The 15,899-nt window shown below is 43.7% G+C and carries 12 protein-coding genes; 2 read left to right on the forward strand and 10 right to left on the reverse strand.

Going from position 1 to position 15,899, the window contains the following annotated elements; genetic code table 11:
• Window positions 1–162: 162 nt before the first annotated feature.
• From AMBT_RS12475 to AMBT_RS12520, 10 genes are all read right to left on the reverse strand, one after another.
• Entirely contained in the window at window positions 163–1,551 is a 1,389-nt protein-coding gene (locus AMBT_RS12475; RefSeq protein WP_013784988.1) for a sensor histidine kinase, read from the reverse strand.
• Entirely contained in the window at window positions 1,548–2,891 is a 1,344-nt protein-coding gene (locus tag AMBT_RS12480; protein WP_013784989.1) for a sigma-54-dependent transcriptional regulator, read from the reverse strand. Before AMBT_RS12480 ends, AMBT_RS12475 begins: the two co-directional genes overlap by 4 nt.
• A gap of 22 nt (window positions 2,892–2,913) precedes the next feature.
• Window positions 2,914–4,122 carry an ABC transporter permease gene (locus AMBT_RS12485; protein ID WP_013784990.1) on the reverse strand — a complete coding sequence of 403 codons (1,209 nt, stop codon included), beginning with the start codon at window positions 4,120–4,122 and terminating at the stop codon, window positions 2,914–2,916.
• Between the two features lie 10 nt (window positions 4,123–4,132).
• Window positions 4,133–5,446, reverse strand: a complete 1,314-nt coding sequence (locus tag AMBT_RS12490) for an ABC transporter permease (RefSeq protein ID WP_013784991.1) — start codon at window positions 5,444–5,446, stop codon at window positions 4,133–4,135.
• 1 nt (window position 5,447) lies between these two features.
• The gene (locus tag AMBT_RS12495; protein ID WP_013784992.1) at window positions 5,448–6,182 is read right to left on the reverse strand and encodes an ABC transporter ATP-binding protein; all 735 of its coding nucleotides are present in this window, start codon (window positions 6,180–6,182) and stop codon (window positions 5,448–5,450) included.
• A gap of 18 nt (window positions 6,183–6,200) precedes the next feature.
• The gene (locus AMBT_RS12500) at window positions 6,201–7,457 is read right to left on the reverse strand and encodes an efflux RND transporter periplasmic adaptor subunit (protein ID WP_013784993.1); all 1,257 of its coding nucleotides are present in this window, start codon (window positions 7,455–7,457) and stop codon (window positions 6,201–6,203) included.
• Window positions 7,458–7,819: 362 nt separating this feature from the next.
• Entirely contained in the window at window positions 7,820–8,767 is a 948-nt protein-coding gene (locus AMBT_RS12505; RefSeq protein WP_041452569.1) for a transposase, read from the reverse strand.
• 254 nt (window positions 8,768–9,021) lie between these two features.
• Window positions 9,022–9,660, reverse strand: coding sequence for a transglycosylase SLT domain-containing protein (locus tag AMBT_RS12510; protein ID WP_013784996.1), 639 nt, complete (start codon window positions 9,658–9,660; stop codon window positions 9,022–9,024).
• An 83-nt stretch (window positions 9,661–9,743) separates the two neighbouring features.
• Window positions 9,744–11,345 (reverse strand): glutamate--cysteine ligase, encoded by a 1,602-nt coding sequence (gene gshA / locus AMBT_RS12515; protein ID WP_013784997.1) that lies wholly within the window; start codon window positions 11,343–11,345, stop codon window positions 9,744–9,746.
• 91 nt (window positions 11,346–11,436) lie between these two features.
• Window positions 11,437–14,274 (reverse strand): M16 family metallopeptidase, encoded by a 2,838-nt coding sequence (locus AMBT_RS12520; protein ID WP_013784998.1) that lies wholly within the window; start codon window positions 14,272–14,274, stop codon window positions 11,437–11,439.
• A gap of 230 nt (window positions 14,275–14,504) precedes the next feature.
• On the opposite strand from AMBT_RS12520, the gene AMBT_RS12525 reads away from it, so the two are divergent.
• The gene (locus tag AMBT_RS12525) at window positions 14,505–15,062 is read left to right on the forward strand and encodes an Hpt domain-containing protein (protein ID WP_013784999.1); all 558 of its coding nucleotides are present in this window, start codon (window positions 14,505–14,507) and stop codon (window positions 15,060–15,062) included.
• The gene (locus tag AMBT_RS12530; RefSeq protein WP_013785000.1) at window positions 15,063–15,899 is read left to right on the forward strand and encodes a pseudouridine synthase; all 837 of its coding nucleotides are present in this window, start codon (window positions 15,063–15,065) and stop codon (window positions 15,897–15,899) included.

Here is a 15,899-nt window from a genome sequence, read left to right on the forward strand (position 1 = left end):
GAGATCAATGTATAAAAAAATTAAAAATAACCCATAATGCCATTGCAAATCATTCTCATTTGCAATACATTGTACATGCCTGTTCGACGTAGGTTAAAAACGGTCTTGGCTTAGCGTCGTAAGGGGAGCAGACGCCCGTCTGTTCCCCTATTTTTTTGCCTGCTACTTTGTCGTTTTATCAATAATAAAACGCACACATAATCCCTTATCTTTTCGGTTTTGAATTACTAAGTGGCCATTATGCGCATCCGTTATTTCTCGGCATAGCGCTAACCCTAATCCACTCCCATTAGCTTTAGTGGAATAAAAAGGAACCAGCGCATTCGTCATCACGCTATCCGTCATGCCTTTTCCGCTATCGAGTACTTCAATAATAACTTGAGAAGCCGTTTGTTTAATGACGAGCTCCACATCCTGTGGGTCGCCTCCCGACTCATGGGCATTTTTAAGTAAGTTAATTAATAGCTGCTCTAATTGGACTGCATCGGCTTTCACCTCAACAGCCTCTTGCATGGTTAACTTAAAGTCACATTGATTGCTGAGTTGCGCCGTTATTTTATCCCAATCAATTGTTGCTAAAACTGGTGGAGGCAATTTTGCAAATCTTCCATACCCTTGAACAAATTGGTTTAAGTGGGCGATACGTTCTTCAATAGTATGGAACACACGCACCAGACGGGCATCACCATTTTGTTGGCCTACAATTTGGCCGCTATGTAATAGGCTAGAAATAGGCCCCAAGGAATTATTGAGCTCGTGACTAATTACTCTTATTACCTTTTTCCACACCGATACTTCTTGTCGGTTAAGCTCTCGCGTCATTTGCTTAAGAATATACAGTCGGTGAGTTTGGTTATTTAATAAAAACGTTCCTGTAGACATATGCCATGTTTGAATGCCGCTAGCCCCCTGAGGCAAAGTGAATAGCCCTTCTCGATTTTCTAGCAAAACATCTTTTAGCGTGTCTGGTTTATTGTTAAGTAAAGTGCCGAGGGTGTAACCTTCCAAGCTTCTGGTACCCGAACTGCTAGCACCCAACCTACTGGCGCCCAACTTATTTGCACCAGCGCCATTTTCCTCAGAGCCAGTATCCTCCATCCTAGTTGTTGGATGGAAGAACTCGCAGGCTTGGCGGTTACTTAGCACCACATGCTTCTGATCGTTCACTAATAATAAAACGTCAGGTGAACTATGCAGCACTTTATCTAGCATTAGCTCTCGTTGATACAACCACTGCTTTTCTCGGCGAAGGGTTTCTGCGGTATCGTTATAAAGCTGGAATAAGGTTTTAAACTCGTCGCTTGTTTTACAAGCCAGTGTTGACGAAAACTCACCGTCTTTAAAATTGAGCAAACCTATTTTAAGCGCCTCTAATTGTTTGTTTATTGGCGCTGTACAGACTTTGACTGCAAGTGCACATAAGCATAAAGACACAAGGACAAGCAAAGCTTTTTGAACAACCGACAGGTCGCTTACATACAACATAGGCGCCATACCTATTGCTGTGGCACAAAGCGCAGCGACCCGAAGCTTATTTTTAATTAACCTCACGATTTATAATCAATTCCATATTTATCTAGCCGGCGGTAAAGCGCTTGTCTGGATAACCCTAAGTACCTTGCCACTTTAGATATAGTGCCGTTAAATTCTGTAAGCGCCGCCTCAATCTCTGATTTGCTCGGCTCTTTTCCCCCTTTTCGCTCTGTATTCACCTCACCGCTAATAGAGGGTAAACCGAAGTCATCAGCATCCAGCGTACCATCTGGATGTAATATACTGACTCGTCGACATACATTTTCAAGCTCACGCACATTTCCTGGCCACGCATAGGCTTGTAGCGCCTGCTGCCCAGTGAGGCTAATATCTCGACCTGGTAAAAAATGCTTTGCTAAGGCCAACACATCATCTCCTCGCTCATTAAGGGGCGGCACATTAATTTCGATGACATTGAGGCGATAAAACAAATCCTCGCGAAATGCGCCGTTTGCGATGTCGCGAGTTAAATCAGAATTGGTGGCCGATATTATCCTTACGTCTGTTTTTTGTGTTTTCACCGACCCTAGCTTTTCAAATTCACCCGTTTGCAATACGCGCAATAATTTGACCTGGCCTGACAGCGGCAAATTGCCGATTTCATCTAAAAACAAGGTTCCTTGGTGGGCGGCTTCAAAACGGCCAATTCGCGTTTTGTTAGCGCTGGTAAACGCGCCGGTTTCTGCGCCAAAGAGCTCTGCTTCAATAAGCTCTTGAGGAAGGGCGCCCGCGTTTACCTTCACAAATGCTGACTGATTAAGGGGTGATTGAGATTGAATGAGTTCTGCAATCTTTTCCTTTCCGCTTCCATTAGGCCCAGTGATGAGTACCGGTACATCAGATTTAGCCACCTGCACCGACATATCTACTACCCGCTGCATGGCTGCGCTTTCGTACACCAACCCAATACTTACGGCTGCTTGGCGGGTATTGTCAAAATTTGCCGCTTGTTGCTTCAACACTCTATTTTGGCTGGCGGCTTGCCCTAGCGCCACGAGGTTTTTAATGGTGGTAATAAGCTTACTATCATCCCACGGCTTTGGAATGTAGTCAGCTGCGCCTGCTTTTACCAACTCTACCGCTTGTTCTAGCTCTGTCCACGCCGTGATGAGAATAATGGGTAATAGCGGATTTAACTGACGCAGCGCGAAGAAGAGCTCGCGCCCTTCCTCGCCTGAGGTTGTGTCTGCACTGAAGTTCATATCTTGCAACACTAGCCCGATAGCTTGGTAATTGACTATCTGCAGCGCCGCTTTTGGCGTTGTGGCTGTCACCACTTCGTAACCATGAATTTCTAGCAATAGTGATAACGCCTCTAATACAGCGGCGTTGTCATCAACAATTAAGACTTTGGTCATGTCTACACTTCTTAAATACGACTTATATACTGCGAGTAGCAATACTGGGTGAAATATTAGCGGCTCGCATGGCGGGAACAATAACGGCCAGTAGGCTCATTACAAAAATGAACACGGCAGTACCCACAATGAACTCGGGTTCTAATGATGAAATAGAGTAGGATTTCATCATTACATCACCTAAAACCACTGCCGCTAATCCCCCTATCACTAAACCCGCTATACAGACCATGGTATTTTCGACTAAAAAATACCTTACGATAGCAGACTTTCTTGCCCCTAGCGCTCGGCGGGTACCAATTTGTTTTGTGCGTTTGCTAATGTTGAATTGCGTAAGCCCAAATATGCCAAGTGCAGTCACCAGTAGAAGAATAACAACAAGTACAATCAACATACGCATCATGAGCACATCGGTGGCGTCATAGTTTTCTTTGGTTTTATCTAACCCGTCCACATTAATAATGACCCGCTTATCGTAAACGTCCAACATTTTCTGTTCAATATTCGCCATGATGTTAGCTCGTTCAGTTTTATCCGTACGAACTAGAATATGTTGATAATTTTGGACATCCATAAACGGCACAATAGCAGTGGTTTTATCTCGCATACCATTAGGCCAAGGGCTTTTCATTGTTCCCACTATTCCGATAATTTCAAGGGGTCTATTTTTAAGATAAACCGTTTCTCCCAGCGCACCACCATCGGAAAATAATGCATCAGCAAGGGCTTGAGAAACAATAATTGTGTTGGGGCCGTTACCGGTGAAGTCATTGCCAACAATAACCTCTTCTGGCCTAAAATTTCGCCCTTCAAGCAGTTTTATACCGAAGGTATTTAAACCATGTTCGTCCATATAATAGTAAGGCACGCTGATAGATTTAGACTGCTCAGGAGAAGGCTTTAATGCCACTGATGAAGATGATCCACCGCCTGACAAGGGTACCGCTTGAATCAAACTGGCGTCAATTACGCCAGGGAGGCTTCGAATCATTGTTTCATCGAGTTCTGCTTGTTGGCTGAGGGAGCGGTCTTTCCCGAATGTCATGACCGACAAGCTAAAGATTTCCTTTTCTGGGAACCCTGTATCTTCGCGAAGATACGAAACATGATCATTAATCATAAATGCAGCATTGCTAACAATCGCCATGGTAAGCGCTATTTGAAGTAACAGAAGCACGGCGCCAATTTTGGAACGGCGTATTGCATTGAAGATAGGTTTAATGTCTAACATAGCCTGCTCCTTATTGGCTTTTTAAGTAGATAGCGGGTTGTGTTCTGCACACCAACCAAGCTGGGTACAATCCAGCCAAGAAACTGGCCACAAGGGCGATAATTGGCGCAGCGAGTAACATTGAGACATCCATAGTTGCTAGGGCATCATAATAGCTGTTGGTCACCCGAATTCCCCATAACCCAATTTGCGCAATCACAATTCCTAACAAGCCACCGGCTAGCCCAATCACCGACACTTCGACAATATGCTGGGCAAATATATGACGTTTACTGGCACCGAGTGCCCTCCGGACACCCACCTCTGGCGCCCGCTTTAAAAACTTCGCCAGCAGCAACCCTAAAATGTTGGACACACACACTAATAGAAACATAAAACTCAACCCCACCAGAATACGATTGTCTTCAGATACCACTGAGTTGTACTCCAGCCATTCCGTCACGTTTCGAAGCTTGTATTCCAACGTTTCTCGGTTGAAGCGGCCTTTTTCTCTTTGCTCTTCCATGAAAGTCATAAGAAAATTGGCGAATTGTTGCTTCTCTGCTTCCGTATTCAACTGAACCCAAAATTGAATCCACACATGTTCTGAATGCATTAAATCTTGATAGTTCTTAATTCCCTCATGCTTCCACCCGTTTAAGTTTCCCCAGGTGGTAATTTCTTCCAGCGCGCCAATAGCGAAAGGAATATAGAGCTGTTCAGAGGAGTTAAACGCACCGTTGTTCACGTCATAATACTTCACATGGTGGTCCCAATTGGCTGAGACACCCACAATTCGGTAACTGTTATTATCAAGGTAAATATGTTGGCCAACCGAGTCTTTACCTGCAAATAAACGGTTATTAATTTTTTCTGATATCACCACTACATATTCATGGGTGTCTTGTGAGTGTAAAGACCAAGGTGCGCCATAAATAAAAGGTCGGTCGAAGATAGAAAAGAACTCTCTATTCACCATTCGCGCGGGCTCCATGGTAGGTTTAACGTCGGGCGAATTTAGGTGTACAGAGAAGCCACTTCTAAAACTAGGTGACTTGGGGACTGAAATGTCTGCGTTGTACAGATTAACGGCATCTTGATAAGTAAGTTGATACGGCAGGTTGTCAGATGAATGCCACTCACGACCATCGTCCATAATATTTAGCTGAGGATAATAAATCGCGCTGCTTTTGTGGGGAATGGGGTCCATCGACATCATGTGATAAACTGACAGACTGGTCATAGTAAGCCCTATACCAATGGCAATGGCAAACACCATTAAAAAGCTAATGACGGGCGTGCGTTTTATGCTTCGCCAACTTAAATCAATATAGTGGAGAAACATATTACACTCCTGACGCAACAACGGTTTTATTGTCGAGGGTGGCTGCTAAAGACGGCTTACCCTGATATAAGGTAAAGTCGGCTAACTGCCCATCTACGACTTGAATATTCCGAGGCGCTCGGCGCGCTAATTCGGCATCATGGGTTACCATTACAATCGTGGCGCCATTTTTGTTTATCTCTTCAAGTAGCTCCATAACTTGGCGGGCCATCAGGCTGTCCAGATTTCCCGTAGGTTCATCGGCAAGTAAGAAACGAGGCTTGCCCGCAAGAGCTCGTGCGATTGCAACACGTTGCTGTTGCCCGCCAGACAACTGTTGCGGTAAATGTTTAGCTCGGCTGGCCAAACCAACTTGCTCTAAACATTGTTCAATTCTTACTTTACGCTCTTTTGCGGCAATGCCCCGATAACGCAGGGGCACTTCGACATTTTCATATAAATTCAAATCAGGTATTAGATTGAAACCCTGAAATATATAACCAATTTTTTGGTTTCTTAAGTCGGCAGTTTGATTATCTGACAATCCACCGATATCCACGCCATCTAAGGTATATTGGCCTGATGTGAACGGTTCCAGCAAACCAGCAATGTTTAAAAATGTTGTTTTCCCAGAGCCAGAAGGCCCTGTTACCGCAATAAACTCGCCTTCATTTACGGTTAGCGAAAAATCTCTTAGCGCATGAGTTTGTACACTGTTCGTCTGATATATTTTGCTTACGTTGTTCATGGTTAACATTGCTATTTATCCTTTTTATTAGCGCAGAAGTACTGTAGACGCTTGATTAAACTGTTCGTAATTTGAAACTATTATTTGATCACCCTCTTCCAGGCCGCTGAGAATTTCGACTTCTCGGATGCTAGTTGCGCCAATCTGAATGTCTATTCGCTCGGCCAGATCACCGGTAACTAAATAGGCCGTTGCGCCTCCTGCTTGAAGAAAACTCCCACGTTCTACCTTGAGTACATCACTTTTGTTCTCTAACAATATTCGTGCTGACACCTGCTGATTTTGACGAATTGATTGCACGCTGTTTTCAGGGAAGCGTACCCTTGCAATAACTTGCCTATCGACAACTTCTGGGGATATTGAAGCCAGTGTGCCAATCACTTTTTGGACACCCACTTTTAATTCAACACTCATCCCTAACCCCAACTCATTTGCGTAGCTTTCAGCAACATTTAGCTCAGCTTCATAAGCCGTTAAATCTACCAATTTCATTAATGGCTCATTTTTGGCCACAAGCGCATTCGGCTGAATCAGTACATTCCCCACGACACCAGACACGCTGGCTTTAATAGTTAAATCGGCAAGTTGGCGGGTAAGGTCATCAACAACTAGAGCTTGCCTGGCGACCTTCTCTTTCGTGGTCTTAAGCTCAAAGGCTAACGTGTCTGTTGCTAGTTCAATTTCACTAATGGCGTGCTTATAAGTCACTTGTGCTTTGGCTAAATTATCTAGCGCCTCTTCTAAATCTATCTGGCTTATGAGGTGATCTTTAATTGACAATTTTGCTCTTTTTTCTTCTCGCTGGGCGGCAACCAATTCTACGTTAGCAATATCAGCTTGTTTGTTTAATAACAGTGCCTGTCTACGTACATCAAGCTCTTGCCTAGCAAGATCACTTTTCAAGCTTGCTAGCGCGGATTGCTCTTGCTTCATAGTATTCTGCAGTTCGGGAGAATCGACTATTGCTACAATATCCCCTTTTTCTACCGAGTCTCCGGGCTTTACTTTTAAAAGTACATAGCCCTGCTCAGGGCTATACAATTGCGGGGCATTTGAAGCGATTATTCTGCCAGTGGTGACGATATCCCTAATCAGTTCGCCTTTTGTTACTACACTGAATTTTAGCGAATCACGACTGCTAGATAGACCGGCGGTTGAGCTAGAAAAAAGAAAAAAATATCCGAAGACACCCACTATTAAGAGTATAGCTAAGACACCCACCCATTTTTTTCGCGACGGCTGCGTTACAACAACGGTATCCTGACTACTAGTATCCTGAATCATAAGACATCCTCATGACTTACTGACTCAAAATTAGCGAGCAACACTACAATAATAAAAATAACAATAGGTAGGCTGATAAAGTGAAAAAGCAACATATTCATCTAGTTTCTGTTAGGAGTGTAAACTAGTACTACGAATAACGTGCCAAAAGTTAACTGAATGATTAATAATGACTTTATTAGATAAACGGTTATTAAAGTGTCCGAACGGACACTTTTTTCTGTCCGGTTATACTGTGCGGACGGGTTGGTTAAATGTGGCGTTTAATATCAGAAGAATTACTGAGGTTACTAAAAAACAGGCATTAACTCCCTCAGTACTTATTGATTTGAATTACATAAGTTGGGATAGCGAATTCAAGTTCAGCAGGCTAATTGAGGGCTCAATCCAGTTTTTCGTTTTACCAGTGCCAAGCTTATCTTACTGGAGAAGTTACTCTCAATAGAGCTTACAACGGCTGACCAATCTGTTTGTGTTAAACCAGTACGGGATAAAATAGGCTCGCAATTTCGCGGGATCGCTCCTTTGATGTTACTTCTTAGCTGTCTACCGGTTTGATCGACTAACTGCAAATAATCATCTAACCGAAAAGGTAAGCCTTTTACCTTACTATCTTGTGAATCACCAATAAATGGAAGTAACTCTTGGGGTTGTTTATTCTTTTTCGCCTTTGCTATACGACGCTTCACACTGGTATACATGGACTTTTCAGGCGTATTCGCATTACTAGCTCTAATGGGGTTTAAGTCAACATAGGCCATACAGGCCAATAACGCTGATTCATCTAGTAAAGCCTGAGACTTAAACCTCCCTTCCCAAAAGCGCCCTGTGCATTCATCCTCCTTGTTTGCTTTTCTCGCAATAAACTCATTAAGAAGCCGCATGAACCAACTGATATCGTATAAACGCTTTCTATACATCTCCACACAAGATAGTACCGTTTTCACTTGCGCTTCAGAGAGGCCAGGCCTCTGTTCTTTATTCATAAATTGACGAGTGAGCAAAGTTCCATTGTGAAGAGTATGCCACCGACTCAGAACTTCCTCAGGGCTCATTGCAAGCGCATGCCCCTTATCAACACGCAATACAGTATGGGTATGGTTGCTCATTACTGCATAAGCGCAAACATCGATTGCAAAAACACTTGCGAGCTTAAGCAGCCGATTCTCAACCCATTGCCTTCTGTGCTCGTAGCTTCTTCCGCTAAACTTGTCTTTACCGCATAGAAATGCTCTTCGCACACAACGAGAAACGCAATGATAGTAAGGAGTGTCTTCTAAACATATTAGTGACTTACGAGGACGCGGCATGCTTAAATTTTGGTGTGGATATTTGATGCTTATAGTGGATTAATACGCAAGAAAGAAAAACCGAACCTTGGGATAGTTTTTCTACCTGCTTCGGGTTAATTGATTAAGTTTCGCCTTATGTGGGTTTCTTCTCACCCCTTTCTCGCCGAGTGAACCAAAAAACTTGGACACCCATTAATGTCCAAGATTTGGAAATCTGTGAGTGTCCAAATTTATTAAGTGGGTGTCTATGTTGAAAATGGGTGTCTGCATTTCTAGCTAAACAACTTCATGAACCAGCCTTTGCTTAGCTCTTCTTCGCAGGTTTTAAGCTGGGTTGCGTAGCGTAATGATCGTGCTTTTACTTTAGATGCAACCTTCTTCAGCCAAGGTTTGCGGTCGTAACTTCTACGTTTATAGCCACCCCAGCCTTCATGGTAATTCAAGTATTGGGCGTAAGCATCCCACTTCGAAATACCATTCACCTTTTGAGACTTATAGATAAACCAGCCCATGAAGTCGATAGCATCTTCGAAATCGTCGCGGTCAGCGCCGCTGTTGTCGGTTTCGCGCATATAGTCAGCCCATGTGGGTGTCTTAGCTTGCGAATAGCCATAAGCGGAGCTTACTCTGCCCCAAGGGACTAAGCCGAAAAATACGTAATCACGGGGAGGCAAGGCATCGTGGCGAAAGGAGCTTTCTTGATACATCATCGCCATAGGCACATGAATTGGCACACCCCATTTATCACGCGCGTCGGCTGCTGCATCGTACCAATCATCTTTCTCAAAGAAGATTTCGCACAAATTACTGCTGTCTTTCGGTGGTGTTGTAGCGCATCCAGCGATAAACAGCGGAAAAAGCACGACCAAACTTGATAAAAAAATGCACAACGGTTTGAACTTTTGATGCATAGCTTGTCTTAACTTATGTTCTAGTAAAATGTGTGTTTCCCTGGAACCTTCAACGCCTGATTTCTATCAGGCGTTTTTTTTTGCTAACGGTTCGTTGAATTTGCTAGCGGCTCGTTAAAATAATCACGAATAAAGCTATCGAAGTCTTTGGTATCTGCAGCTTCCACATCGGCTTGCGCAGCTAACGACGTCTCAGCAGCCTCTTTAAACATAGCTTGTGTAGTTTGCTGATAAGCGAACCCTTTCATTTCCTCTTGATAACGTGCAGCTAACTCTAGGCCGTAAACACCATTATCTTTGTCATGCTTAAGTAATTCCTCTAAAAGCACGCCTGAAGGAGTTAGCGCAGGGTTTGCAACTTTCTTCGACTCTGCGGCAACCGCGTCACTATATCGTGTTGTGTCATTTGCCAAGTCGAGTATCTCTGCCACTTGCTCAAACTCGTCAAACAATGATGAAGCCCACGCCGTTAATGTTGTTTCCTCATTATCGCGAACAAGCGCCAAATTAGGTTTTCGCCCTTCTAATACCACGCTATTCATGTTGTCTTTAGCTTCATTCAACTGCGCTTCGTCTAACTCCGCACTAGGCTTCAATAAACAGGTCAACAAGAACACATCAAGAAAATCAAATTGGGTTTGGCTAATACCAATTGGCGAAAAGGGATTTACATCTAACGCACGCACTTCAATGTAGCTGATGCCACGTTTTACCAGGGCATCGGTAGGCTTTTCCATCGATTGCGTAGGTTGCTTGGGGCGTATCGGCGAATACAGCTCGTTCTCAATCTGTAAAATATTACGGCTGAGCTGCTGATAGTTACCACCGTCGCCCGCAGCAAAGCTACTAAAACGATTTGACGGCGTATCCATAGCACCACGAAGCAACCGAACATAGTTATCTAACTGGTTATAGCAAATTTTAAGCGATGACTGCTCAGCACTGGTATATCCCAAGTCACTCATTCTTAGTGACGTAGCATACGGCATGTAATACGTGCCTTTGCCGACTTTTTCAAACGGTAATGCGTGTTCTTTTCCTTTCAAAAACGAACCACACAACGCAGGTGAGGCGCCATATAAAAAAGGGATTATCCAGCAATAGCGACGATAGTTTCTAATCAATGAGAAATAATCGGCTGATGTCTGATCTTGGCTATGCTCAGTACCATTAAGCTCAGCCCATTGCTTCCAGAAATCATCAGAGAAAGAAAAGTTAAAATGCACACCAGCAATCGCCTGCATCATACTGCCGTAGCGGTTTTTTAACCCAATTCGATATACTCGCTTCATCTTGCCAATATTTGACTCACCAAAATAAGCAATAGGAATATGCGCTTCATCTTCGATAAAACACGGCATACTAAGCGGCCAAATTTGCTCATCGCCAATATTATCAATGGTGTATTTATGAACATCTTGTAACTGTGTAATAGATTTAGCGGCGCTACTTTCAGGCGGCGTAATAAACTCTAACAACGACTCGGAAAAGTCTGTGGTTATCGTGTCGTGCGTTAATGCTGAACCTAACGCTTTGGGATGAGGCTCTTGCGACAGAGCACCGTTTGGCTTAATTCGTAACGCTTCACGCTCAACACCGCGCTTTATTTGCGTGAGTGCCAATAAAAATTCAGGTGATTTAAGCGCAGCCAAACGCTCGTTGAAACACGTTGAGTTTACAGTCAATGTTCATATCCTTGGATGAGTTGTTCCCCACAAAATGGGGAACAACGTATTAAATTCAAGTCAATATTACCAATGACTTGCTATCAGATACTCAGTTTATCTTTTCTCTACTATTGGTATCTACCGATAATTCGATGATCGGCATATTTAACGACTCCAGTTGCTCAAGAATCGCATTTTTATCGCCAACAACGATAACTTGTAGCGCATCTGTCGATAAATACTGCTTAGCCAGTGCGTTAATTTCATCTTTGCTAATGCTATTAATTATCTCAATTTGCTCTGTTCTGTAGCCTTTTTCAAGGCCATAGCTTTGCAATTGACGAAGAAAGCGCGCCTTACTATTCGGGGTTTCAAACTCTAACGCATCGCTCAACGTAAACGCATTGCGCATAAATTGAATTTCTTCGTCCGTCGCCCCCTTGTCGATATACTGATTTATTTCGTTAAAGACTTCAGTAATACCTTGGGCTGTGTTCGCAGCAGTAAGATCGGTTCCAACTTCAAACCAGCCAAGGGTTTTGCCTCCCATAAACGCACTATTCGCGCCATAGGTAATGCCTTTATCTTCGCGCAAATTCAGATTTATGCGGCTATTAAAGCCGCCGCCTAGCGGGAAGTTCACTAAACGAGATTTAAAGTAATCGCCTGTGGCATCGAAAGGTAAGCTGCGTTTAACGATATAAACAACAGATTGAACCGCACTAGGACTATCTATTAAAAAGACCTGATTCTTATTGTAGGTAGGGAACGCATCATAATCTTCAAAGGTGTAAGACTCACCTTCCCATTGCGCTACAAAATCTAATGCATTTACTACTGCATCAGGACTCATATTGCCAACAACGACGGCACTCGCTTTGCTCGGTGAATAGTACTGATTATAAAACTGCTTCACATCGTCAAGTGTGATGGACTGAACGGTTTCAATGGTACCTTCATCAGGAAGACTTACACGATTGTCTGCACCAAATAATACTAAATCTCGTGCACGTCGAGCCAAACTAGACGGGGTTTTCGCTTGCTGCTGCAAACCTTGTAGCACCCGCTCTTTCATTCGAATGAAATCATTTTGTGCAAAAGCAGGGTTGAAGAACTTCTCTTTAAGTAGTGCCAAGGTTGGCATTACGTTTTTAGTTAATGTAGACACATATACCTGAGAGTATCGACCTGCCGCACTAAAACGAATTGAGCTACCTAACTTAGCAAGTTCGTTCGCTAATTCTTCATTCGTGTAGTTTTGAGTAGATTCATTCATCATTAACGCGGTGAGATATGCTGTACCCGCTTTACCCTCAGCGTCTAACAACATCCCGCCATCCATGCTAAGGGTTAATGTGACAGTGGGTGTCTCACTCATAGTCACCCCCATTACATTTACGCCATTGCTGAGTTCACGCTCCCAATAATCCGGAACCGTGACCACAGGCGCTTCACCTGCTTTAGGCTGCACGGTTCTATCGAAACTAGACGGTGAGGACGTATATTCGTGATTATCAGGCTCAGTTTCAGGCAATGTTCTAACGGGGCGCTCAAAAGTTGGTTCTGCCGCTTGAAGTTGAGGCTGACCTTTAGGCACAATACTCAACACCACACTATTGGCGTCTTTAATATATTTTTTATACACACGCATCACGTCTTCAGCGGTCACAGAATTATATCGTGCGATATCTTCAGACACTAAATCTGGCGTTTGATAAAAAGTTTCATTAGCCGCAAGCGCAGTCACTTTGCCAGCTACGCTTTGTAAGCCAAAAACAGTCGATGCTTCAATACTGCCTTTGGTGCGCGCTAAATCGTCAGGCTTAACACCGCGGGTTTCAAATTCGGTTAATGTAGCTTCTATTACCTTATGAAGCTCATCAAGTGACTGCACTTTGGCTGGATTAGCCAAAGCAATTAGTTGAAATTCACAGGCCAGCTCACGGCACGGGTGTGACACAACAGCTTGGACAGCCATGCCTTCTTTTACTAAATTTTTATAAAATAAAGACGTTTTACCGCCGCCTAGAATATCAGATAGCACATCTAATGGTGCTTCATCAGGGTGGCGTGCATAAACGGTTGGGAAAGTAATTTGTAGTAACGGTAAGTGAACCTTATCTTCTAACGTCATATAACAAGTTTCAGATAGGGTCACAGGCTGAGGCTCAGGATCTTTTACTTCAGGCCCTTTAGGAATATCACCAAAATATTGGGCTATTAATGCTTTGGTTTTTGTCGCATCTATATCACCGCCTATGGTTAACACGGCATTATTTGGCCCATACCAGCGTTTGAAAAAGGCTTTAAGGTCGTTTACGTTAACCCGATCTAAGTCTTCAACGTAACCAATGGTCATCCAGGAATAGGGGTGCCCTTCTGGATACATAGCCTCGCCGTTTAGCTCGTGTCTTAGACCATAAGGCTGGTTATCTACTCGCTGAGCACGCTCATTCTTAACCGTTTCACGTTGGTTTTCGAACTTAGCCTGGTTTACCGCTTCAAGCAAATACCCCATGCGGTCTGATTCAAGCCACAACACTTTTTCAAGCTGGTTAGCAGGCACAGTTTCGTAGTAATTTGTTCTGTCGGTATTTGTCGAACCGTTCAAACTACCACCGGCTTCGGTGATCACTTTAAAATGCTGTTCATCTGCTACATGCTTTGAGCCTTGAAACATCATATGCTCGAAAAAGTGTGCAAAACCAGATTTACCCACTTCTTCACGCGCAGAGCCTACGTGATAAGTCACATCTACATGAACGAGGGGATCTGAATGGTCTTCGTGAAGAATAACCGTTAATCCATTACTGAGCGTGTACTTTTCGTAGGGGATAGTAACTGCGGAGCTATCGGCGGGGGTATCTACTTTTGCCCGTTGGCATCCGTTAAGTACGCTAATAGCAAAAACTGCAACAATAAGGCGAAACGCCAAACTTCCTGACATGCTGGATCCTTCTAGGTGGCCTCGCTTTTGTAATACATTTAACTCGCATCACACTAGCGTCTATAATAATACAACCGTTGAGACAATGGCCTGGGGCATACGTTTCATCGAAGACTACCAGACTTTTTAACGCTTTACTTGCTCTGACTTGCTATCATTGTATTAATTTGTAAAATTCTGAAATACACTGGCATAGAACACAGTATAAAAACGTAGTTAAAGGAACTTATATGGATCAGCCCGCAACAGTCTTAGATTTTGAATTTGGCATGTCTCAACTAAGTGGTAATAAAACACTGTTGTTAACCTTATTAAATAAGTTTTCAGATGAATATCGCTCAGCAAACGATGATTTACAGCAATTAGTGAAAGAAGGGAATTTCGACGAGGCATACTCTTTAATCCATACGCTAAAAGGTGTGGCAGGTAACTTAGGCTTATTTGCTTTGCATCATGCCAGTAAACCCGTTGAAGCAAGCGTTAGAAATGACAAATGCCTTCCTGATGACTACGCCAGTTTTTCTGCTCTTGTTGATGAAACCATAGCGGCTGTAGATGCACTATCTGCAACCCCTGTCCCCGCCGCGCCTGAAGCAAATAGCGCAGTTGCTACACAAGCTCGTGAGCAATTTATGGCCGCATTAAAAGCCAGTGAATTCATTTCCCAATCGACACTTGATGAGTGGCTAAGCGTGCTTTCACTTTCTGCTGACACGAAGCAAGGAATTGAAGACGCGGTAGACGAACTAGACTACGACGAAGCCATCGCCCTGCTTGAAAAAGCCTAAGTGAACGAAATACCTATTTTAGTTGACGATGAAGATGTGCTTATCGTCAACAAGCCTTCCGGCATCGCCATGCATGACTGTGCTAATACTGTCAATATTGCAAATACCCAGAGTACTGGAACTGCTGAGAACATTAGCGCCGGTGAAGGCGCTGACGCCTGCGGTCTCAATAACATAGGTAGTAAAATAGATAGTAAAATAGACACCCATGCATTTGGTATTGTCACCCTACTTCGAGAACAAACCGGTTATAGCCAACTTCACCTTTGTCATCGCTTAGATACCGGCACCTCTGGCTGTCTGTGCTTAGCCAAAAATGCCCAAACAGCAGCGCTTATTGGTGATGCCTTTGCATCCCGTCAGGTTAGTAAATACTACCTAGCCATTAGTGCCGACAAGCCGAAAAAGAAACAAGGTTCTATTGTAGGCGATATGAAAAACCGTCGCGGCGGCCAATTCATGCTTCTTAAAAGCAAAGATAACCCTGCAGTCACCCAGTTTTTTAGTCAATCAGCCAAACCTGGCTATCGCGGATTTATCGTAAAACCGCTTACAGGAAAAACCCATCAAATTCGAGTCGCCCTTAAGAGTGTGGGCGCAGCGATACTTGGTGACACACTTTATAGCGGTGCACCATCCGACAGATTACATTTACATGCCGGCTGGCTACGCATTCCCCTTCCCTCTCGCACTATTTCAGTGAAAGCGCCGATACTCTCTGGTGATTTATTTACTGATAGCGAAGTAAAGCGTTGGCTTACTGAATTACCTGAGCCAGATACCTTCAATTGGCCTGCGATTGCCTCTTCTTTACTACAGCTAGTTAGCAAAACCTAA

This window comes from Alteromonas naphthalenivorans (assembly GCF_000213655.1).
Lineage (GTDB): Bacteria > Pseudomonadota > Gammaproteobacteria > Enterobacterales > Alteromonadaceae > Alteromonas > Alteromonas naphthalenivorans.

What these genes read in the sequence shown, in the direction of transcription:
- AMBT_RS12500 (WP_013784993.1), bottom strand. Translation starts at nt 7,457, where the DNA reads ATGATTCAGGATACTAGTAGTCAGGATACCGTTGTTGTAACGCAGCCG.
- AMBT_RS12490 (WP_013784991.1), bottom strand. Translation starts at nt 5,446, where the DNA reads ATGTTTCTCCACTATATTGATTTAAGTTGGCGAAGCATAAAACGCACG.
- AMBT_RS12510 (WP_013784996.1), bottom strand. Translation starts at nt 9,660, where the DNA reads ATGCATCAAAAGTTCAAACCGTTGTGCATTTTTTTATCAAGTTTGGTC.
- AMBT_RS12505 (WP_041452569.1), bottom strand. Translation starts at nt 8,767, where the DNA reads ATGCCGCGTCCTCGTAAGTCACTAATATGTTTAGAAGACACTCCTTAC.
- AMBT_RS12485 (WP_013784990.1), bottom strand. Translation starts at nt 4,122, where the DNA reads ATGTTAGACATTAAACCTATCTTCAATGCAATACGCCGTTCCAAAATT.
- AMBT_RS12480 (WP_013784989.1), bottom strand. Translation starts at nt 2,891, where the DNA reads ATGACCAAAGTCTTAATTGTTGATGACAACGCCGCTGTATTAGAGGCG.
- AMBT_RS12520 (WP_013784998.1), bottom strand. Translation starts at nt 14,274, where the DNA reads ATGTCAGGAAGTTTGGCGTTTCGCCTTATTGTTGCAGTTTTTGCTATT.
- AMBT_RS12495 (WP_013784992.1), bottom strand. Translation starts at nt 6,182, where the DNA reads ATGTTAACCATGAACAACGTAAGCAAAATATATCAGACGAACAGTGTA.
- AMBT_RS12525 (WP_013784999.1), top strand. Translation starts at nt 14,505, where the DNA reads ATGGATCAGCCCGCAACAGTCTTAGATTTTGAATTTGGCATGTCTCAA.